At 73.3% G+C, this 19,538-nt stretch carries 20 protein-coding genes; 11 read left to right on the top strand and 9 right to left on the bottom strand.

All coding sequences use genetic code 11. From position 1 onward, the window contains the following. Positions 1 to 125: 125 nt before the first annotated feature. The 3 genes from NITAL_RS05060 (at position 126) to sigJ (ending at position 3,256) form a co-directional block, all read left to right on the top strand. Positions 126 to 1,313 (top strand): hypothetical protein, encoded by a 1,188-nt coding sequence (locus tag NITAL_RS05060; protein WP_052665061.1) that lies wholly within the window; start codon positions 126 to 128, stop codon positions 1,311 to 1,313. 78 nt (positions 1,314 to 1,391) lie between these two features. Then, positions 1,392 to 2,342, top strand: coding sequence for an NAD-dependent epimerase/dehydratase family protein (locus tag NITAL_RS05065; protein ID WP_052665062.1), 951 nt, complete (start codon positions 1,392 to 1,394; stop codon positions 2,340 to 2,342). 35 nt (positions 2,343 to 2,377) lie between these two features. Beyond that, positions 2,378 to 3,256: an RNA polymerase sigma factor SigJ gene (gene sigJ / locus NITAL_RS05070; protein WP_211262206.1), complete on the top strand. Its 879-nt coding sequence runs from the start codon at positions 2,378 to 2,380 to the stop codon at positions 3,254 to 3,256. Between the two features lie 72 nt (positions 3,257 to 3,328). Here the strand turns inward: sigJ and NITAL_RS05075 are convergent, their stop codons facing one another. Beyond that, positions 3,329 to 3,814 carry an AsnC family transcriptional regulator gene (locus NITAL_RS05075; protein WP_052669435.1) on the bottom strand — a complete coding sequence of 162 codons (486 nt, stop codon included), beginning with the start codon at positions 3,812 to 3,814 and terminating at the stop codon, positions 3,329 to 3,331. Positions 3,815 to 4,017: 203 nt separating this feature from the next. Between NITAL_RS05075 and NITAL_RS05080 the strand changes: the two genes are divergently transcribed. Genes NITAL_RS05080 through NITAL_RS05095 form a run of 4 tightly spaced genes read left to right on the top strand, consistent with a single transcriptional unit; the run spans position 4,018 to position 7,814 of the window. After that, positions 4,018 to 5,388 carry an MFS transporter gene (locus tag NITAL_RS05080; RefSeq protein WP_169786727.1) on the top strand — a complete coding sequence of 457 codons (1,371 nt, stop codon included), beginning with the start codon at positions 4,018 to 4,020 and terminating at the stop codon, positions 5,386 to 5,388. Between the two features lie 5 nt (positions 5,389 to 5,393). Continuing rightward, positions 5,394 to 6,821: an MFS transporter gene (locus NITAL_RS05085; protein WP_157041623.1), complete on the top strand. Its 1,428-nt coding sequence runs from the start codon at positions 5,394 to 5,396 to the stop codon at positions 6,819 to 6,821. A 1-nt stretch (position 6,822) separates the two neighbouring features. Further along, positions 6,823 to 7,443: an NAD(P)H:quinone oxidoreductase gene (gene wrbA, locus NITAL_RS05090; protein WP_052665065.1), complete on the top strand. Its 621-nt coding sequence runs from the start codon at positions 6,823 to 6,825 to the stop codon at positions 7,441 to 7,443. A 20-nt stretch (positions 7,444 to 7,463) separates the two neighbouring features. Next, the gene (locus tag NITAL_RS05095; protein WP_052665066.1) at positions 7,464 to 7,814 is read left to right on the top strand and encodes a PPOX class F420-dependent oxidoreductase; all 351 of its coding nucleotides are present in this window, start codon (positions 7,464 to 7,466) and stop codon (positions 7,812 to 7,814) included. Positions 7,815 to 7,867: 53 nt separating this feature from the next. Here NITAL_RS05095 and NITAL_RS05100 read toward each other — a convergent pair whose 3' ends face one another. Together NITAL_RS05100 and NITAL_RS05105 are read right to left on the bottom strand one after the other, a co-directional pair. Further along, positions 7,868 to 8,185 carry a DUF6506 family protein gene (locus tag NITAL_RS05100; RefSeq protein ID WP_052665067.1) on the bottom strand — a complete coding sequence of 106 codons (318 nt, stop codon included), beginning with the start codon at positions 8,183 to 8,185 and terminating at the stop codon, positions 7,868 to 7,870. A 12-nt stretch (positions 8,186 to 8,197) separates the two neighbouring features. Next, the gene (locus NITAL_RS05105; protein WP_083441236.1) at positions 8,198 to 9,286 is read right to left on the bottom strand and encodes an alkene reductase; all 1,089 of its coding nucleotides are present in this window, start codon (positions 9,284 to 9,286) and stop codon (positions 8,198 to 8,200) included. Positions 9,287 to 9,420: 134 nt separating this feature from the next. Between NITAL_RS05105 and NITAL_RS05110 the strand changes: the two genes are divergently transcribed. Together NITAL_RS05110 and NITAL_RS05115 are read left to right on the top strand one after the other, a co-directional pair. After that, a complete protein-coding gene (locus tag NITAL_RS05110) occupies positions 9,421 to 10,062 on the top strand; it encodes a TetR/AcrR family transcriptional regulator (RefSeq protein ID WP_211262208.1) in 642 nt (213 codons plus the stop codon). 181 nt (positions 10,063 to 10,243) lie between these two features. Continuing rightward, on the top strand, positions 10,244 to 11,695 hold the full coding sequence (locus NITAL_RS05115) for a trypsin-like serine peptidase (protein WP_157041624.1): 1,452 nt from the start codon (positions 10,244 to 10,246) through the stop codon (positions 11,693 to 11,695). Between the two features lie 18 nt (positions 11,696 to 11,713). On the opposite strand, the gene NITAL_RS05120 is transcribed toward NITAL_RS05115, so the two are convergent. The 5 genes from NITAL_RS05120 to NITAL_RS05140 are packed head-to-tail and all read right to left on the bottom strand — an operon-like array spanning position 11,714 to position 17,185. Continuing rightward, positions 11,714 to 12,343: a class I SAM-dependent methyltransferase gene (locus tag NITAL_RS05120; protein ID WP_052665069.1), complete on the bottom strand. Its 630-nt coding sequence runs from the start codon at positions 12,341 to 12,343 to the stop codon at positions 11,714 to 11,716. Between the two features lie 48 nt (positions 12,344 to 12,391). Then, the gene (locus tag NITAL_RS05125; protein WP_052665070.1) at positions 12,392 to 13,834 is read right to left on the bottom strand and encodes an ABC transporter ATP-binding protein; all 1,443 of its coding nucleotides are present in this window, start codon (positions 13,832 to 13,834) and stop codon (positions 12,392 to 12,394) included. Continuing rightward, a complete protein-coding gene (locus NITAL_RS05130; RefSeq protein ID WP_052665071.1) occupies positions 13,831 to 14,613 on the bottom strand; it encodes an ABC transporter permease in 783 nt (260 codons plus the stop codon). Before NITAL_RS05130 ends, NITAL_RS05125 begins: the two co-directional genes overlap by 4 nt. Continuing rightward, positions 14,610 to 15,599, bottom strand: a complete 990-nt coding sequence (locus tag NITAL_RS05135; protein ID WP_052665072.1) for an ABC transporter permease — start codon at positions 15,597 to 15,599, stop codon at positions 14,610 to 14,612. The genes NITAL_RS05130 and NITAL_RS05135 overlap by 4 nt, the downstream gene beginning before the upstream one ends. Beyond that, positions 15,596 to 17,185 (bottom strand): ABC transporter substrate-binding protein, encoded by a 1,590-nt coding sequence (locus NITAL_RS05140; RefSeq protein ID WP_083441237.1) that lies wholly within the window; start codon positions 17,183 to 17,185, stop codon positions 15,596 to 15,598. The genes NITAL_RS05135 and NITAL_RS05140 overlap by 4 nt, the downstream gene beginning before the upstream one ends. A 136-nt stretch (positions 17,186 to 17,321) precedes the next feature. On the opposite strand from NITAL_RS05140, the gene NITAL_RS05145 reads away from it, so the two are divergent. After that, positions 17,322 to 17,507: a hypothetical protein gene (locus tag NITAL_RS05145; RefSeq protein WP_052665073.1), complete on the top strand. Its 186-nt coding sequence runs from the start codon at positions 17,322 to 17,324 to the stop codon at positions 17,505 to 17,507. 339 nt (positions 17,508 to 17,846) lie between these two features. Then, a complete protein-coding gene (locus NITAL_RS05150; RefSeq protein WP_052665074.1) occupies positions 17,847 to 18,101 on the top strand; it encodes a hypothetical protein in 255 nt (84 codons plus the stop codon). A 96-nt stretch (positions 18,102 to 18,197) separates the two neighbouring features. Here the strand turns inward: NITAL_RS05150 and NITAL_RS05155 are convergent, their stop codons facing one another. Continuing rightward, positions 18,198 to 19,532: a cytochrome P450 gene (locus NITAL_RS05155; protein WP_052665075.1), complete on the bottom strand. Its 1,335-nt coding sequence runs from the start codon at positions 19,530 to 19,532 to the stop codon at positions 18,198 to 18,200. Positions 19,533 to 19,538: the final 6 nt, after the last annotated feature.

Raw genomic sequence — 19,538 nt, forward strand, 5'->3', positions numbered from 1 at the left:
CATGGCACGCGGGTGGCAGCGTCGCCTCCCTCGCACGGGGGAGCAGGTTCCCCACCACGCGGGAGGTGGCGACCCGCGTGGTGCCGGACGTTGTGGCTCCCGATCCACCCCTCGAGGAGGACCCCGTGCCACCCACGCAGCTCGACCGATCCCGCCAGCCCGACGACGTGTCGCCACAGGCGCCGCACCCGTTGCCGCGCAGCGTGCTGTTCGCCCTGCTGTGGTCGATCGCCACGGCGGTGACGGCCATCTCCTGGGCCCTCGACCTGCTGCCCCACCCGTTCGGTGATGCGGACCAGATCGCCATCGGTGCGGTCTTCAACACCTCGGACCCGCTGATCGGGACGGCGTTCACGCTCGTGGTCGCTCTCGCCGGCGTGGCGTGCGCCCTCGTGATGCGGCGCACCTGGCACGGGCCCGCGGCTGTCGTCCCGAGCGCACCGCTCTTGGCGGCGTGGGGGATCGTCGCGGCGCTGACGCTGGTGCTGCTCCACGGCTCGCTGCTCGCGTTCCTCGGCTACACGGTGGTGCTGCCCTTCCTCGCATGGTTCGAGCCCGCCCTGCTGCCCGCCTTCGTCGCGGCGGTGACCCGGCCCGACACCATCTTCCAGCTGACGGCGACGCTCGGAGCGGTGCTCTGGGGGAACGCGGCGCTGCGCTACCGCCGCGCCGAGCGTGCGGCGTGTGTCACGTGCGGACGTACCCCCGGCTGGTCGGTCACCGACGAGGCCCGGACCCGTTCACGGGCGCTCCGCACCGGTCAGGTCGCGTCGTGGGTCGCGGCGGGCGGCCTGCTGATCTACCCCGCCATGCGGATCCCGTGGCTGTTCGGGATCCGGATCGGCGTGGATGCGGAGACGTGGGCGCAACTCCAGGAGGAAGGCGTCGAGGCCGGGATCGCGCTCGGCCTGGCCGGGCTGGTCGGGGCCGTGCTCATCGCGGGGCTCGTGCGGGACTGGGGCGTGCACGTCCCCCGTTGGATGCTCGGGCTGGCGGGACGACGCGTGCCCATCGCAGCCGCGGTCGCCCCAGCCATCGTCGTCACGATCGGGTTCGTCGCCCTCGGCCGAGGGACCCTGATGGGGGCGCTGACGGGTGCGTTGGGTGGACGAGGTGGCGGCGTCGCGTCGGGCGCCGACGTCGGCATGCACGTGGTGGCGTTCGGTGCCCTGCTGCCCGCGGGTGTCGCCCTAGCGGTCGCTGCCGCGGCGTACGCGGTGCGGCGCCGCGCCGAGTGCCGCGTCTGCGGCCAGGGCACGGTCGACGTTGCGGTCCGCGACCTGCGGACCGCGGCGGTCACCGGTCGCCCCTGACGTCGGGGCGCGCCACGGTGTCACGCCGTGGCCGGCCGTCTCGTCCTCTCTCCACGACCCCACCCGAGAGGAACGAGAATGAGGACCCTGATCGTCGGCGCGACCGGTGTGCTCGGACGTCCGCTGGTCCCGTTGTTGGCCGCCAGCGGCCACGAGGTCCTGGCGGCCAGCCGCAGCGCCCGCCCCGGCTCGGTCGACGGCCTCCCGAACACCACGAGGGTGCGTCTCGACCTGCTCGACGTCGACGCCGTCCACCGCGTCGTCGACCAGCACCGGCCGGACGCGATCGTGCACGTGGCCACCGCGATCCCCGACCCGATCGACCCGAGGAGGATCGGCGAGCAGTTCGGGCCGACCAACCGGCTGCGCACCGAGGGCACGGCCAACCTGGTCGCCGCGGCCGAGGCGACCGGCGTGTCCCGCATCGTGGCGGAGGGGCTCGCCTACGCCTACCAGCAGGGCGACGCGATCCGCACCGAGGACGCTGCGCTGTGGGTGAACCCGCCGAAGGTGTTCGCGCCGGTCATGGAAGCCCTGCGCGAGTTGGAGATCCGGACGCGGGACGCCGGTGGCACGGTGCTGCGCTTCGGACACCTCTACGGGCCCGGCACGATCTACGCCCCCGAGGGGTCGATGACCGAGTCGGTCCGAGCGCGCAAGGTGCCGATCGTCGGCCGCGGCGCGTCGCGCTTCTCCTTCGTGCACGTCGAGGACGCCGCCACCGCCATCCTCGCTGCGCTCGACCGCCCGGTGACGGGCACCTTCAACGTGGTGGACGACGATCCGCTCCGGCTGAGCGAGTGGCTGCCGTGGTTCGCCGATCTGCTCGGCGCACGCCGACCGCCGCGGTTCCCGGCTGCGGTCGCTCGGCTGGCCGTCGGTCCCTTCGGCGTCACGTTCATGAACGGTCTGGCCGGCGCCTCCAACGCTCGGGCGAAGGACGCGCTGCGCTGGCAGCCACGGTTCCGCACCTTCCGAGACGGGGTGACGGCAGACTTCGTGAGCGTCGCACCGGTGGCGGCCCGGTGACGGCGACGCGAACCGGACCCGGAGGCGGGACCTCGATGCAGGAGCCGATCGCGGACGTCTTCGAACGCCGCCGTCGCTACCTGCTCGGGGTCGCCTACCGACTGCTCGGCACCGTGTCCGAGGCCGAGGACGCCGTGCAGGAGACCTGGCTACGGGTGCACCGGACCGCGATGGACGAGGTCGACGACGTCGAAGCGTGGCTGACCATCGTGACCACCCGCATCTGTTACGACGTGCTCAAGTCGGCTCGGGCGCGCCGCGAGCGGTACGTCGGCGAGTGGCTACCCGAGCCGATCGTCGACGGCGCCGGCCCGATGGACCCCGCGGACCACGTCACGCTCGACGACTCGGTGAACATGGCGCTGCTGGTCGTGCTCGAGTCGCTGTCCCCGGCCGAGCGCACCGCGTTCGTGCTGCACGACGTCTTCAAGCTGCCGTTTGATCAGATCGCGGAGGTCGTCGGTCGCACGCCCGCCGCGTGCCGGCAGCTGGCGGCGCGTGCACGAGCCCACGTCGAGGCACGTGCCCCGCGGTTCGACGCGGACGAGACGCAGCACCGCCGGGCCGTCGAGGCCTTCACGCACGCGGCGGAGACCGGGGACCTGGCCGAGTTGCTGGCCGTGCTCGACCCTGAGGTCGTGCTGCGCTCCGACGGCGGAGGGAAGGTCACCGCCCGTCGCACGCCACTGGAAGGTGCCGAAGCGGTCGCACGCTTCGTGCTGGCCATGGCGGCCAAGCGCGTGCACATGCGTCAGCACGTCCGGACCGTCAACGGCCAGCCCGGGCTGGTCACCACCGAGGACGGCCGGACGGTGGCAGTCATGGGCTTCGCCGAGGCCGGTGGCCGCATCACCGAGATCGACCTGGTCATGAACCCCGACAAGCTCCCACGCGACCTCGACCCGATCACCTGACGGCGGTGGCCCGGGCCGCGCCGGTCCGCCACGCGGCAGGGCCCGCTGACGGACCTCCCCTCCCGTCGGCTGTCAGCCCTTCGCCCACCCCTCGGAGGGGGCGATCGTGACGTCGGGCAGCGCCTCGGGTGGCGCGACCGGGCGGCCGTCGTACTGCGTCGACAGCACGATGGAGGTCCGCATCTCGCCGTGGGCTCCGAGCCGCTCGATGAGGCTCTCGAAGTGCGCCATCGAAGCGGTCCGCACGCGCAGCATCGAGCAGTGGTCGCCGCTGAGCTTGTGGACCTCGACGACCTCGGGGTAGTCGCTCGCCTCGGTGGTCTTCAGCAGGCAGCGACCGATGCTGCAGCGCATCTGCACGAACGCGCCTATCGGGGACCCGGCCTCCGCAGCATCGACCCGCGCGTGGTAGCCGGTGATCACGCGGGCCGCCTCGAGCCGACGCACGCGTTCCGCGACCGCCGGCGCGGACAGATTCACCCGGCGGCTGAGCTGGTTGTAGGACAGGCGCGCGTCAGCCTGCAGTTCCTCGAGGATCCGCCAGTCGGTGCTGTCCAGCTCCACGTGCCTCACCCCCCCGGGTGTGTCGACGTCGCCGAGCGTAAGCGAGGGGTCGGAGGGCGTCTCGAGCGATCGCGAGGTCGGACCGGCCCGACACCTTCCGATCGTGAGGTCAGACGCGTGGTGGACACCGCCTCCGCCCGTTCACCCGCGCGATGCGGCTCCGTAGCGTCCTCGACCTCACCACGGGGAGCGAGCGGATGGACGACCGAAGCGGCCGCGGCGACGCCCGCATCGCGCTCGGCTGGCTCGTGGGAGCGACCACCATCGGCAGCTTCGGGCTCGCCGCAGGTGGGTCGGCGGGAGCGCTGGTTGCGACGTCCCTCAGCGGGAGCGGATCGACCTCGGGGCTGCCGCTGACGGCGCTGGCGACGGGATCGGCGCTCAGCATCGTGGCGGTCGGACGGCTCGGCCGTCGGATCGGTCGCCTCTCGGCCCTGGCGATCGCGTACGGCTTCGGTGGCGTGGGCGCGGTGCTCGTGATCGTGGCGGCGGCGCGCGCCAACCTCGCCCTGGTGCTGGTCGGCAGCCTCCTGCTCGGCGGGCCGAACGCCGCGGTGTTCCTCTCCCGCTACGCGGCCGCGGATCTCGTCGCCCCCGACCGGCGGGGCCGCGCGCTCGGGCTGGTGCTCGGCAGCGTCACGGTCGGAGCGGTCGGCGGGTCCTACCTGCTCGGGCCGACGGCGGGGGTCGCGAGGGCGCTGGGCCTCCCTGCGGTCGTCGGCCTCTACCTCCTCGCCGTACCGGCGTTCCTGACGGCGGGCCTCGTCCTCGGACGCCTCGCGGGACGCCGCGACCCCGTCCCCGACCGCGAGCGGCGCGCTCGCCGTGTCCGCGACCTTCTCCTGGGACCGGGCCCGGTGCGCCGTGCCGGGGCGTTGCTGGCGATCGCCAACCTCGCCATGACCGCGATCATGGTCGTCATCCCGGTGCACCTCACCCACCACGGTCACGGGCTGCACCTCGTCGGTGGCCTGGTCGGCCTCCACGTCGCGGGCATGTTCTGCCCCTCGCCGCTGAGCGGGTGGCTCACCGACCGCATCGGTGGTCAGCGGGTCGGCCACGCCGGCCTGGCCGTGCTCGTGCTGACCGCGACCGGCTGGGCCGCGACGGGCGCGACGGATGCGTTCGGGGCGGGCCTCCTCCTGCTGGCCCTCGGCATCGGCTGGAACGCTGCGGTCGTCGGGGGGAGCGCCCTGATCGCGACGACGACCGCCGAGACCGACCGCCTCGGTGTGGAGGCCGGAGCCGAGCTCGCCAAGGAGGCGGGAGCCGGCCTCGGCGCCCCGCTCGCCGGCGTGGTCGTCGTGCTGTTCGGGTTCCCCGCGCTCTGCCTGCTCATCGGGCTGGTCTGCACAGCAGGCCTCGCCGCCCTCCGCAGCGTGCGCGACCCCGGGGCCGGTGAGCGGCGAGCGGTCGGATCGTCGGCGTTCTGCACGACCCTGTCACGAACCGCGGCGGTCCCTCGTCCTCTGCCCACGCCCACCGCGAGCGAGGTCACCGACGGGCGGCACGACGCACCCATCACCACCCACGGAGGGGGACCAATGTCGAAGCGGCCGTCACCGTGAGCGCCGTGACGGCACACGAGGCCGACCGCTGGTCGTTGGTGGTCGCTGCCGGCCTCGTGATCTTCATGGCGCAGCTCGACACCACCATCGTGCTGGTCGCGCTGCCTGCCATCGCCGAGGATCTCGACCTGCCCCGCGGCGCCGCGCAGTGGGTGATGCTCGGCTACCTCGTCCCGCTGATCGCCCTCTCGCTGCGCGCCGGCCGGTGGGTCGACCGGGTCGGACTCCGCCCCGCCTTGCTGCTGTCGGTCACGATCTTCGCGATCGCCAGCGTGGCCGCAGCGGTGGCGCCGACGACCGCCTGGCTGGTGCTCGCCCGGGTCGGCAAGGGGGCCGCCGGAGCGCTGCTGCTCGCCTCCGCCCCAGCGCTGGCGGCCACGGCTGTCCGCCCCGAGGTGCGTGGTCGCGCGTTGGCGGTCGTGGCGACACTGGCGCCGCTCGGTGGCATGAGCGGACCCGCGCTCGGCGGCCTGCTCGTCGACCGGTGGGGGTGGCCGTGGATCTTCCTGGTCAACCTGCCCGTGGCGGCGCTCGTCATCGTCATCGTCCGTGCCCGGACCGATCAGGGTGGACCGCTCCGGCGACCCGAACGGGGTTGGGCGACCGACGTGCTGCTCCTCGGCGGGACGGCTGTGGCACTGCTCCTCGGCCTCACCCCCTCGGACGACGGCAGGCTCGCCACGCTGTGGCTCGTGCCGGTCGGGCTCGTGCTGGCCGCGCTCTGGTGGCGCACGGCGGGGGCCCGCGATCTGCGCGCCCTGCTGGCATCGGTTCCGATGCTGGCCGCGCACGGTGCGTTCGCCGGCACCTACCTCGCCGTCCTGGCCGTCCAGTTCCTGACGCCGTTCTTCCTGCGTGAACAGCTCGGGGCGACGGCCGCGGTCATCGGCGCGACGATGCTGGCCTACCCCGCGGCCACGGCGGTGATGGGGCCGGTGTCCGGCTGGGCCGCCGATCGGTGGTCGCCGCGATCGGTCGCGGTGGTCGGCGCCGCGCTCCTCGCCGCGGCGATGCTCCTGCTCGCGCCGCTCGACACCGGCTGGTCCGCGCCGGGCGTCGCGGTGCGGCTCGCCATCGTCGGTGCGACCTTCGGGCTGTTCGTCACACCCAACCAGACCTTCGCGCTGTCGTTGGTCGACGACTCGGCCCTCGGTACGACGTCGGCGAGCACCAACCTCGCCCGCCTCGTCGGCCTGGCCGCCGGCCCGGCCACGGCGACCGCCGCGTGGGCGTCATCCGGTTACGCGCCAGGTGGCATGCGGCTCGGTGTCGTCCTCGGAGCGCTCGTCGCCGCTGCCAGCGCCGGCGCGTTGCTCCTCGCCGGCGGACGTGCCGGGCCTGGTCGCCGCTCGCCGCGCCTCGTCGACCCTGCCGGATCGATCTCCGTCTCCGACCCGGGGACGGGTGCACCACCCACACCCCACGGGAGCTGACATGGAACCCCGCATCGCCGTCATCTACTACTCGTCCACTGGCAACGTGCACGAGCTGGCCGTGGCCCTCGCCGCCGGGGCCGAGGAGGCCGGCGCCGAGGTGCGTCTGCGCAAGGTGGCCGAGCTCGCGCCCCCCGAGGCGATCGACAGCAACCCGCAGTGGCGGGCGCACGCCGACGCGACCGCCGACGTGCCGGCCGCGACCCTCGACGACCTCGCGTGGGCGGACGGTTACGCGTTCGGTACCCCGGCACGGTTCGGCAACGTCGCCTCGCAGCTGAAGCAGTTCATCGACACCACGGCGTCGCTCTGGGCGACGGGGCAGCTCGCCGACAAGCCGTCCACCGCGTTCACCTCGGCGATCAACGACCACGGCGGCAACGAGTCGACCCTGCTCGCGCTCTACAACACCATGTACCACTGGGGGACGGTCATCGTGCCCCCGGGCTACACCCACGACGTCGTCGATGCGGCGGGCGGCAACCCGTACGGGACGGCGCACGCATCGCACATCGGCGCGGCGACCCCCCAGGTGCTGGCCGCCGCGCGCTACCAGGGGTCGCGCCTCGTCGAGGTCGCCGCCGCCCTCCTCACGGCGCGTGCCCTGCGGCACGCCGCCTGACCCACGGGAAGGGACCCACCGTGAGCTCCTTCGACCCTGACGAGCGGCGCTACCTCGCCGAGGCGCGCGGTCTGGCGCGCATCGCCACGGTGGGTGCCGACGGCTCGCCGCACGTGGTGCCGTCCGGCTGGTCCTACGACGAGGACCTCGACGCACTGGTGCTCGGAGGGCGGCAACTCGAGCGGACCAAGAAGTTCCGTGACGTGCGTGCCACGGGGCGTGCCGCCGTCGTCATCGACGACGTGGTGCCCCCCTGGCAGCCGCGCGGCGTCGAGGTCCGCGGCCGCGCCGAGGCGATCGTGGGCCCACCGGCGGTGATCCGCGTCCACCCCGATCGCGTGGTCTCGTGGGGCCTCGACGCCACGGCCTGAGCCGGGAGCGCCCCTCGGCCCAGCTCGGCCGAGGGGCACCGCCGTCCAGCGGATCAACCGCTCGTCGCGGCCTCGAACGCCTCGCCGTAGGCCACGACGCCCGCGGCGGCATCGACCGCGAAGGTGACGTGCCCCACGGGGACTCGGTCCCCGACGGCGGACGTCACGGCGGCGGCGTCCACGGCCCCGAAGCCGCCACACAGCTCGATGAGGCGGACGCCGTCCGCGACGAGCTGCTCGGCCACCTGTGGCGCCACCGAGGGATCGGGGATGGGGATCAGCAGGGTGCGCTGCCCGTCGCGTTCGATCACGTATCGGTCCGCCACCGGGTCGGTCCCGGGGTGTTCGTAGATGTACGCCCAGCTGATCACGGTCTGCTCCTCTCAGGACGCGATGGCGTCGGTCTCGTCGAGGGTCGGGTAGTCGGTGTACCCGCGCTCGTCCCCGCCGTAGAACGTGGCGGGGTCGGGCTCGTTCAGGGGCGCACCGAGCTGCCAGCGCCGGACGAGGTCGGGGTTGGCGAGGAACGCGCGACCCACCGAGACGAGGTCGGCCCGGCCGTCGTCGAGCAGGGCCTGTGCCGCCTCCGGCGAGGTCACCGACGAGTCGTTGACCATCACCGGGCCGCCGAAACGTTGCCGGACGTCGCGGAGCACGTCAGCGACGTCGTCGTTCCACGTCTGGTGGAGGTAGCCGAGGCCGAGATCGGCGAACCCGTCGGCGAGCGCCCCGTACGTCGCGGCCAGGTCGTCGTGATCGTCCTCGACGAGGCCACCCGCGCCGTTGGCCGGCGAGATCCGGTAGCCGAGCCGCTCCGGACCGATCGTGTCAGCGACCGCGGCTGCGACCTCCAGCGGGAAGCGGACGCGAGCCTCCGGCGAGCCGCCGTACCGGTCGCTGCGCTGGTTGGCCGACGGGACGAGGAACTCGTGGAGCAGGTAGCCGTTGGCGCCGTGCAGTTCCACCCCGTCGAAGCCCGCGGCGATGGCGTTCGCGGCCGCCTGGGCGAAGTCGGCGACGACCCCGCCGATCTCATCGGTCTCGAGCGCGCGGGGCACGGGGTGGGGCTGCATGCCTGAGCGCGTGAAGATGGCGCCGGGCGCGGCGATGGCGCTCGGGGCGACCGTCTCGAGCCCGGCCTTGTTGTCGGGGTGCGCGATCCGTCCCACGTGCATCAGTTGGGCGACGATCCGGCCACCTTCGGCGTGGACCGCGTCGACCACGGGGCGCCACCCGGCGACCTGCGCTGGTGCGTGCAGGCCGGGCGTGTCGAAGTAGCCCTGACCGGTCGGGCTCGGCTGGGTGGCCTCGGTCACGATCAGCCCGGCGCTCGCACGCTGGGCGTAGTAGGTGGCTGTCAGCGCGGTTGGGACCCCGCCGACGCCGGCCCGCGAGCGGGTCATCGGGGCCATGACCAGACGGTTGGCGAGCGGGGTGCCGGCGAGGGTGGTGGGTTCGAACACTTGCGTCACGGATCTGCTCCTGGTCCGAGGCTCATAAGTGGAGACGTCTCCGGTTACGCTAAACGGAGACGTCTCCGCTTGCAACCGGGGGTGCGGATCGCCGGCGTTAGGCTCTCCACGGACCGAGCGGTGAGGAGCGGCTGGTGGCGTCGGGGCCGGAGGAGGGGCGCGCGCCCCTCGTGGGTCTGGCGTTGCCCATGGCCGGGGGGCCCCCCGAGCGTGCGGACGCGGCTCGCAACCGGCGGCGCATCCTGGCGGCGGCTCGCGCCCTCCTGGCCCGGTCGGGGACCGCGGGCCTGACGATGGACGCGGTGGCGCGCGAGGCGGAGGTGGGCGTCGGTACCGTCTACCGCCGCTTCGGCGACCTCGCCGGTCTCGCGTGGGCCCTGGCCGACGAGGGCGAGGCCGCGTTCCAGACCGCGTTCCTGTCGGGCCCCCCGCCGCTCGGGCCCGGTGCCCCACCGGCGGAACGCATCCGGGCCTTCCTCCGGACGCTCGTCGAACGCAACGACGAGCACGCCGCCCTGCTGGCGCTGGTCGAGCGCCTCAAGCACGCGGGTCGGTTCAGCGCCGCCTACGAGGTCCAGCACACCCACCTGGCGACGCTGCTCACCGCAGCATCCCCGCACCTCGACGCGAGCTACCTCGCCGACGTGCTGCTCGCGCCGTTCGCGGCCAACCTGCACCTCCACCAGCGGCAAGCACGCGGCATGGACACGGCACGGATCCGCGCCGGGTTCGACCAGTTCCTCGAGCTGCTGGACCTCGACGCGCTCGGGCCGTGACGCGCGGGGCGCGCCACCGGGATGCGCTGACGCCGTCGTGCAGCGGACAGCGGGCCTCGGCTGCGCTAAGCCGTGCAGGCAGGCGTCGTCCGCGGTGAGGGTCGCGGTCGCCGCCGTGGCTGTTGGGGACAGGCGGCGGGCGACCGCCGGGAGGGGCAGACAGATGGCGACCGTGCGTGGTGTGCGTCCGTTCGTGCTCGTCGCAGCGCTGGTGGCGCTGCTCGCGGCGACGCTCGTGGTCCCGCCGAGCGGTGCCTCGGCGGCGCCGGGTGATCCGTCGCCGGCCGAGCACTGGACGGCCGAGCGGATGGCCGCCGCCGTCCCGCGCGACCTCGTCGTCGACGAGCGTGGCCTCGGCTACCTGCGACGCGCGGACGGGACGCTCGAACCGCACGGGCACGCCGAACGCGACCGCCCGCCGACCGTGCAGGCGGTACCCGCGCCCCAGAGCAAGCCGAGCAACCCCGGCGGTGGCGGTAGCGGTACGGCCGAGGCGGACGCCGTTGGGCCGAAGGTCACCGACCGGCTCCCCGCCCACCAAGCCACGATCGGTGCCTCGGCCACGTTCGGTGCCACGATCACGGCCCCGAGCGGGATCAGGTCGGTGTCGTTCGTGATCACCTACCCCGACGGCCGCACCGGCTCGTTCAACCCGAGCCACGTCGGCAACGACCGGTGGGAGGTCACCCTCCAGGGGTTCTCGGAAGGCGACTGGGCCTGGCACGTGGTCGCCAGGGACCGCGAGAGGAAGGGCGGTAACACCACGACCACCGACAAGTTCGACTTCACCGTCGACCTCGGATCGGGGGGGACGCCGCCGGCCGACGGCGACGTGGTGACCAACAGCAAGTGGACCGATGGTGGCGCCGTCCAGACCGCCGCCGGACGGATCTACTTCGAGATGCCCGCCCGAGGCAACCGGTGGAACGGGTACGTCTGCTCCGGCACGGTCATCGAGGAGGCCGCCACCGCCAGCTCGATCGTGCTGACCGCCGCCCACTGCGTCTACGACGACGTGAACAAGGTCTTCGCGCGCAACGTGCTGTTCATCCCCGACCAGGCCAACACGACCGGCTCCGGCACCGACCTGAACTGCGGCAACGACCCGCTCGGCTGCTGGGCCCCATCGCATGGGGTCGTCGACGTCGAGTGGACGACGCAGACCTTCCCGGCCAACATCCCGTGGGACTACGCCTACTACGTCGTCCCGGACGAGGGCGCGCACACCGCCGGCTTCAAGCTCGGTACCTCGGAGGTGCTCGCCGACGCCGCCGGGACGCTGTCGATCCAGTTCGCGGCCGCCAAGATGTCCGAGCTGACCCACGCCCTCGGGTACTCCTACAGCGAGGACCCGAAGCTCATGTACTGCGCCGAGGGCCTCGGCTCCGAGTCCTCCTACGGGTCCCTGTGGCTGTCGCAGTGCGGGTTGTCGGGCGGCGCCTCCGGCGGCCCGTGGCTGCAGCCGGTCTCCAACGGCGACGGGCCGATCGTGTCGGTGAACTCGTGGGGCTACCGCAACCAGCCCGGGATGGGCGGGCCACCCCTGACCGGATCCGCCGCGTGCGTGCTCGCCGGAGCGGAGTCCGGTGGAACCAGCCAGGCACGTGGTCTGGTGGTCACCTGCGAACCGTGACGTCCGGCGTCGCCCGGGTCACCCCCGACGGCGCAGGACGAGGCGTGCCTCGTGGCGGCCCTCGGCGGTCCAGCCCTCGGTCATCTCGAGGACCTCGAGGTCGGGGTCCGCCGCACGCAGGTCGGCGGCCAGCGTCGCCACCTCGCCATCGTCGAGGAGCCAGCGTCGTCCCGGACGGCCGTGACGTTCGAGGTTGGTGACCGTCGCCTGGCACGCGAACAGCAGGCCTCCGGCGGCGAGGTGGCTCGGTAGACGGCGCCACAGGTCGCGGTCGAGGAAGTGGTGGACCACGATCACGTCCCACGGCCCGGCGGGGACCGGGTCGACGGTGAGGTCGGCGCGCACCACGTCGAGGGAGATCCCCGTCGCGACGGCGCGCGCGGTCGCCTCCGCGCAGGCGGTGTCGGAGACGTCGACCAGCGTGACGTCGAGGCCGCGACCGGCCAGCCACAGGGCGTTGCGGCCCGTACCGCCGGCGACGTCCAACGCCCGACCACCTTCGGGCAACAGGTCGGCCCGCTCGGTCAGGAAGGTCGCTGGCTCGGCCGGGTCGGTGGCGTCACGGACCCGTTCGCGGTGCCGAGCGTTCCACCGCGCGCGAGGGTCGTCCTCCGCGCCGTTCTCGACGGAGCGGTCGGGGGCAGCCATCGTCGCTCCTCGCTGATCGGCCGCGACGTCCACGACCGGGCGGCGAGCCTACGGCGAACCGCTGCCGGCGAAGGCCGTGGCCTGATCCAGGTCGTCGAGGTCGAGGTGGCGGTGGGCCACCGCCTCGGCGAGCCCCGCGTCGTGGGTCACGATCAGCAGCGCACAGCCGTGCGCGTCGACCTGCTCCAGCAGCGCGGTGATGGTCCGTTCCTGGCTGATCAGATCGAGGCGCGACGTGGGTTCGTCGGCGAACAGGAACGCCGGTTCGAGGAGCATCGCGCGGATGATCGCGAGCCGCTGCAGCTCCCCGCCCGAGACCTGACCGGGCCGGCGCTCGAGGAGCGAGCCGGGCAGGTGCAGTTCCTCGAGCAGTGCGTCGGTGCGTCGTGGGTCGATCCGGTGCCGACGGACCACGTCGCCCATCGAGGCGCCGAGGCTGACCTGCGCCGGGAAGGCGAGCGCGGGGTCCTGGTAGAGCTTCTGCAGGCGACCACCGCCGAGCGCTGCGGCGTGGCGGACCTCGCCGGTGTCGGGTGGCAGCAGGCGCGCGAGCACGTTGCCGAGGGTGGTCTTCCCCGAACCGCTCGGGCCGCTGATCGCGACGCGCTCGCCGGCGCGGACGGTCAGCGACAGGTCCGCGAACAGCTCGGTGTCACCGAACCGTTTGCCGATGCCGGTCGCGGTCACGAGCTCGGCGGCCTCGCCCCGGTCCGCCGGGGCGGCGCCCATCCAACCGTGGTCCCAGCTGCGCGGCTCGGCGGCGAGGAGCCGCCGGGTGTAGGGGTGCGTCGGGGTCGTCAGCACCTGGTCGGCGGCGCCACGCTCGACGATGGTGGCCTCCTTCATCACCAGCACGTCACCGCCGAGCTCGCGGGCGAGGCCGAGGTCGTGGGTGATGGTCAGCAGGATGCCGTCGTCCTCGACGTGCCGATGGAGCAGGTCGGCGAGGGCGCCGATCGCCTTCGCATCGAGCCCCTTGGACGGTTCGTCGGCGAGGAGCACCGGCGCGCCACCGATGGTGGCGGCGGCGAACGCCACCCGCTGCGCCATGCCGCCCGAGAGCGTGTGCGGGAACGCCGCACCCCGCCCGGCGAGCCCGACCGCATCCAGCGCCGCCTCCGCACGTCGACGGGCACCCCGGCGGTCGCGTCGGAAGGCCCGGTCGCCCTCGGCGACCTGGTCACGCACGCGCATGGTGGGATCGAGGGCCAGCATCGGCTCCTGCGGCAGCAGCGCCAGCACCCGCCCCCACAGCCGTCGCCGCTGTCGACGGTCGCCGAGGTCCTGGGTGCCGCCGTCGATGGCGAGCTGGCCCTGCAGATGCAGGTCGTGGGTGAGCGTGCCCATGATCGCCTGGGCGAGCAGGGACTTGCCGGAGCCGCTCTCGCCGACGATCGTCACGGGCCGGCCGGGCTGGAGGTGTAGCTCGGGCACGTCGACGAGCGGGCGCCCGTCGTGGGTGACAACGAGGTCGCGGACGGTGATGGTCACGGCGTCTCCTCCCGTGCGCGCAGCCCGAGGAGGCCGAGCATCAGCAGCCCGAGGACCAGGACCGGCGCGATCGACAGCCGCGGCGCCTCGTCGTAGAAGGGGAACGCCTCGGTGATCATGAGCCCGAGCTCCGGGGTCGGCGGTGAGACGCCGACGCCCACGAACCCGAGGGTCGACAGCGCGAGGATCGAGGTACCGAGCCCGAAGGTCGCCATGGTCGCGAGCAGCGGCCGGAGGTCCGGCCACAGGTGGCGCCGCAGGACGTGGATCGGGCCGAGCTGCAGCAGCGACGCAGCCTCGACGGCCGGACCGGCGAGCAGCAGACCGCTGCGTGCCCGGGTCACGCGGAAGTACTCGACCCACTGCGCCAGCGCGAGCCCGACGTACAGCGTCCAGGGGCCACCGTCGGCCATCGCCGCGAAGACGAGCACGAGCAGCAGGGCGGGGAGGGCGATGAGCGCCTCGGACAACCCGTGCAGCACGGTGTCGACCAGGCGACCTCGCCACGCGGCGAGGATCCCCGTCAGGGTGCCGACGACCAGCGCGGTCGTGACGGCGACCACCGCCAGCAGGATCGAGAGGCGGCTGGCGTGGGCGAGACGGGCGACCACGCTGCGTCCGAGGTGGTCGCGCCCGAGCGGTTCGGCGAGGGTCGGCGGATCGAGGGAGCGACCGAGCTCCTGTGCGATCGGGTCCGACCACACCAGCGGGCCGACGATCGCGAACAGGGCGAGTCCGGCGAGCACGACCATCGCCCATCGACGGAGCAGCCACGTCATCGGCCCACCACCTCCCGGGTGCGCGGTCGTGGGTCGAGGGCGAGCGACGCCAGATCCACGGCGGTGTTGAGGGCGACCACCAGCAGCCCGAGCGCCAGGGTGGTGGCCTGCAGCATCGGGACGTCACGCCAGAAGACGGCGTGCACCAGGGCGTGACCGAGTCCCGGCCAGGCGAAGACCAGCTCGACGACCAGCACCCCCTCGATGAGGATCAGGGCCTGCACGCCGATGTAGGCCAGGAGGGTCACGCTGGCGTTGCGAGCCACGTGTCGGCTCAGCAGCGATCGGACCGGCAGCCCCTTGGTGGCCGCGAAGCCGACGTGGTCGGAGTCCTGGATGCGGCCGACCACGTCCCGGGTGATGCGGGTGAACAGGCCCGAGAGCCCGATCGCCAGGGTGCCGGCGGGCAGGATGAGGTTGCGGGCCTGGCCGTGTCCCGTGGCCGGCAGCCAGCCGAGGTGGACCGAGAACACCACGATGAGCAGCAGCCCGAGCAGGAACGGCGGCGTGGCCCGGGTCGCCGAGATCCAGACGGTCGCCAACCGGTCGAGCAGTCGACCGCGACGCAGCACGGAGGCCACGCCGAGCACGACACCCAAGGTCACCGACATCGCGAGCGCGACGAAGGTCAGCTGCAGTGTGCTCGACAGGAAGAGCGCGAGCTCCTCGGTGACGGGTCGCCCCGTCACCGTCGATGCGCCGAGATCCAGGCGGGCGAGGTCGCCCCACCACGAGACCAGCTGCTGCCAGGCGGGGCGGTCGAGCCCGAGCTCGGCGCGTAGCGCGTCGGCGGTGGCGGCCGTCACCTGGTCGTAGCCGTACCGTCCGGCCGCGATCCGGAACGCCATGTCGCCGGGCAGGCTCTGCACGATCGCGAAACTCAGCGTCGAGACGAACAGCGTGACCCAGAGCGCCTGGATCAGACGCCGACGCAGGACGCGCAGGCCCGCCACTGCACGCGGCGGCAGCGTCCGGCCCGTGGTCATCGCGCGTCCCAGTCGAGGTCGGCGAGTAGCCAGGTCCGCTCGAGCGGGTCGAGCTCGAACCCGGTGAGTCGCGGGTCGACGACGGCGCTCTGGCGGTACCAGGCGACCGGCACGACGGGTAGCTCGTCCTGCAGGATCTGCGCGACCTGCTGACGCCCGGCCGGGTCCTCGGCGGCGTCCGCGTCGGCAGCCATCTCGGCGAGCTGGGCGGTCAGGTCGGCGTCCTGCCAGCCCATCGCCCCCCAGTCGGCGCCGTCGGCCGGGAAGTCGCCGAGCAGCGTCACGAGCGGGTCGGGCACGAGCGCGAAGTTGCGGGCGTAGAGGCCGAGCTCGAGCGTGCCGTCCTGGTGGCCGGCGGGGATGTCGCTGGAGTTGCCGATCCGGACGTCGAGGTCGATGCCGACCTCGGCGAACGCCGACTGGATGGCGGTCGCCAACGTGGGCAGCTCGGGCCGGTCGGTGAAGGTCCGTAGCGTCAGCTGCAGCGGCTGGCCGTCACGCTCGGCGGTGCCGTCAGGACCGGGCTGCCACCCAGCCTCGGCGAGCAGATCGCGGGCAGCCTCCGGGTCGTGCGTCAGCGGGGTGATCGTCGGCTGGTGCCACCCGTCGAGCGTGGGGGGCAGCAGCTGGGTGGCGGCCATCTCCGGGTCGCGAAGCAGCGCCTGTGCCATCCCTTCCCGATCGAGCGCGAGGCTGAGGGCACGGCGTACACGGACGTCGCCGAGGACCTCGTGGTCGGCGTTGACCTTGAACTGGATGGTGCGCGGCAGGGTGACCGAGACGATGTCGACCTGGTCGGCACCGCCGAGGCGCTGGAGGCTGACGGGGTCCATGCCGAAGGTGACGTGCGCCTGGCCGCTCTCGGCCATCAGCGCCCGGGTCTCGGCCCGCCCGACCGCCTCGTAGTGGATCTGCTCGATGGCGGGGCGCTCGCCGGTCCAGTGGTCCGAGGCGACGACCTCGATGCGGTCGGGGAGCCGGATGGTCTCGACCTCGTAGGGCCCCGAGCCGATGATCTCGCTGACGGTGCCGTCGTCGTCGTACGAGGATGGCGCGAGGATCTGGGTGCTGGTGTGGGCGAGCACGGCCGGGAGGGGGGCGAACGGTTCGTCCAGCGTGATCTCGATCACGTCACCGCCGTCGGCGGCGACGCCGGCGAGCGGGGCGCCCGACAGCGGGCTGTCGGGTTGGGTCGAGACGGCGTCCAGGGAGGCGGCCACCGCATCGGCGTCGACCGCGGTCCCGTCGTGGAAGGTGGCGCCCTCACGCAGCTCGAGACGCCACACGAGCTGGTCGTCGGACACCTCCCAGGTGGTCGCCAGCCCCGGCTGCAGCTCGCCGGTGGTGTCCGCGTCGACGAGGGTCTCGGCGACCTGGAGCCGGGTGAAGAAGCCGCCGGCCGTCGACGGATCGATGCTGTGCAGCTCGAACGGGCCGACGACCCGCAGAGCCTCCGGCGCCGCGGTACCGGACGGCGACGGGGCACCGGAGGCCGCGCCGCCGCCGCTCGGGCTGCTGCTGCAGCCGGCCAGGAGCGAGGTCACGGCGAGCGCTGTCAGGGCAGCGCGGAAGGATCGGGAGCGCATGTCGTCCTCGACGGGAACAAGAGCGGGAAGGGAACAGGAGTAGGAAGCGTTCTCAGAAGTTAACGCAGCTTGCTCCCGAGCGCGAACCGAGGGCGCCGTCTCGCGCCGGCGAGAGGGCCGGACGTCACGTGACCGGGTGAGGAAGAGCTACAGCTCGACGGTGGCGACGTCGGAGGCCGACACGACGATGGGAGCGGTCGGGACCGCCACGGCCGACCTCGAGCGCGAGATGGCTCGACTGGCTGACGGTGCTCAGATCACCGGGGTACGAACGTGGGTCGACGAGGCCGGTCGCCAGCGGCTCTCGCTCGAGGTGCGCTAGACCTGCCCGGATCGCCCGGCTGCTGGCGGTCGGGGAGGGTGGAAGCCGAGACTGCCACCACCGCGGTGATGAGCGGGCGACGGGCTCGGCCGACCCGCGTTGATGCCGCCGCTCCCTGCCAGGGCTAGGCCGTCCGGGGTGGGCCGTTCGTGCCCTGGCTGTGGCCGCTTGCCCGGCGTAGTGTCGACCCGTTGGCCGTGAACGTCATCATGGCCCGGGCGATCTGGTGGGGCGCCGGTGCGGACCAGCACCGTCACGGGAGGTTTCGCACCGTCCCCGACGTAGGTCGGCCGCCGTGGGTGCGGGCCGTGACGGCCCGAGGACGGGAGGGAACGCGCCATGACACGCAGGAAGAGGATCGCGACGGTGACCATCACGGGGATGATGGCCCTGGGGTTCCTGGCTCCGGCGGCCTCGGCCCAGAGCTGCGTCGCGCAGGGAGTCGAGTTCGAACAGGGGACGTACGGCACGGGCTTCGGCAGGGACTTCGTGTCGGTCGGCGCGCGCAACCCGTCCCTGTTCGGTACGACGTCGCTCGGGGAGTTCGTGGGCTACTTCGCCACCTCGGACCACGACGATTGCCCGTTCGAGTAGCCGCAGGCGCGTCTCGGCAGTCAGCGGACAGGGCGGGCCTACGACCGGTACGGACGACCCGGCATGCTTCGGCCGGTCCGCCCGGTCCGCGTCCTGTCAGCTTCGGCGCGGCAGTGCGTGGAGCCAGCACCCGTTCCGCGGGCGGAGGGTGAGCAGTGGGTCGAGCTGTAGCTGGCGACCGGGGACCGGGGCGAACCGCCACCGACGGACGATCGTCGCCAGGGCGAGCACCCCCTCGGTCCACGCGAACCCTTCGCCGATGCACTGGCGGACACCGGCCCCGAACGGGAAGAACGCGCCCCGGGGTCGCTCGCGGTCCGTGGCGTCTGTCCAGCGTTCGAGCTGGCAGCGCTCCGGCTCCGGCCACCAGCGTGGATCGCGGTGCACGACCCACTGGGGCAGCACCACCAGGTCACCCGCTGGGATGCGTACGTCACCGACCTGCAGGTCCGCTCGTAGCTGCCGGCCCATCGCCCACGACGGGGGGTACAGACGGAGCGCTTCGGCGAACAGGGCCCGGCAGCGGGGCAGCTGGTCGAGGTCGTCGGCGGTTGGGAGCCGGCCCGCGAGGACCTGATCCACCTCGGTATGGACGGCGGCGTCGACCTCGGGCGCGGTGGCGAGCAGGTGGCAGGCGAACGTCAGCGCGTTGGCGGTCGTCTCGTGCCCGGCCAGCAGCAAGGTCACCGCATGATCGCGCAGCGCCGCGTCGGTGAACCCGCCGTCGTCCGCCAGCGTCAGGGCGGACAGCAGGTCGCCTCGGTCCTCACCCGAGGCGCGCCGCTCGGCGATGGTCCGGTCCACGAGGTCGTGGAGCGCGCTGCGACCGCGGCGGAGCCGCCGCGGCGGTCCGATGGGCAGCCACTGCAGCCGCCAGCCGAAGGGGATGAAGGCGAGCTTGTAGGCGCTGAGCAGATCGGCGAGGGCTCGCTCGACCAGGTCGACGTCGTCCGCGACGTTGGCACCGAGCAGGGTCGCGCCGGCGGTCGCCAGCGTGGCGCGCACCAGCTCCGCGTGCACGTCGACCGCCACGCCCGGCTCCCAGCGGCCGGTTGCCGCGTCTGCGTGTTCGACCATCGTCGCCGCGTAGCTCGCGACCCGGCGGGGGTGGAACGCCTGCTGCAGGACCCGCCGGTCACGCCGGTGCCGGTCGCCTTCGGAGGTCAGCAGGCCGTCGCCGAGCACGATCCGTGCGCGTTGGAGGATCGGTCCCTTCCGGACCTTCGCGGCGTGCGTGACGAGGACCTCGCGTACGTGGTCGGGGTGTGTCAGCTGCCAGTTGCGGTACGGGCCGATGCGGAACGAGGCGACGTCGCCGTGCTCGCGCGAGAGACGGGTGAGGAACCCCAGCCGGTCCGCCACGAACGGGCGGAGGTGGCCGAGCAGCGGATCGCCGCCGGGACCCGCCCCGTCCGCCCTGACGCGCGGCATCGTCGG

Source organism: Nitriliruptor alkaliphilus DSM 45188, assembly GCF_000969705.1.
GTDB lineage: Bacteria > Actinomycetota > Nitriliruptoria > Nitriliruptorales > Nitriliruptoraceae > Nitriliruptor > Nitriliruptor alkaliphilus.

Excerpts from the sequence above, each read along its gene's own strand:
- NITAL_RS05155 (WP_052665075.1), bottom strand. The coding sequence starts at position 19,532 with ATGCCGCGCGTCAGGGCGGACGGGGCGGGTCCCGGCGGCGATCCGCTG.
- wrbA (WP_052665065.1), top strand. The coding sequence starts at position 6,823 with ATGGAACCCCGCATCGCCGTCATCTACTACTCGTCCACTGGCAACGTG.
- NITAL_RS05130 (WP_052665071.1), bottom strand. The coding sequence starts at position 14,613 with ATGACGTGGCTGCTCCGTCGATGGGCGATGGTCGTGCTCGCCGGACTC.
- NITAL_RS05120 (WP_052665069.1), bottom strand. The coding sequence starts at position 12,343 with ATGGCTGCCCCCGACCGCTCCGTCGAGAACGGCGCGGAGGACGACCCT.
- NITAL_RS05140 (WP_083441237.1), bottom strand. The coding sequence starts at position 17,185 with ATGCGCTCCCGATCCTTCCGCGCTGCCCTGACAGCGCTCGCCGTGACC.
- NITAL_RS05135 (WP_052665072.1), bottom strand. The coding sequence starts at position 15,599 with ATGACCACGGGCCGGACGCTGCCGCCGCGTGCAGTGGCGGGCCTGCGC.
- NITAL_RS05080 (WP_169786727.1), top strand. The coding sequence starts at position 4,018 with ATGGACGACCGAAGCGGCCGCGGCGACGCCCGCATCGCGCTCGGCTGG.
- NITAL_RS05150 (WP_052665074.1), top strand. The coding sequence starts at position 17,847 with ATGACACGCAGGAAGAGGATCGCGACGGTGACCATCACGGGGATGATG.
- sigJ (WP_211262206.1), top strand. The coding sequence starts at position 2,378 with ATGCAGGAGCCGATCGCGGACGTCTTCGAACGCCGCCGTCGCTACCTG.
- NITAL_RS05065 (WP_052665062.1), top strand. The coding sequence starts at position 1,392 with ATGAGGACCCTGATCGTCGGCGCGACCGGTGTGCTCGGACGTCCGCTG.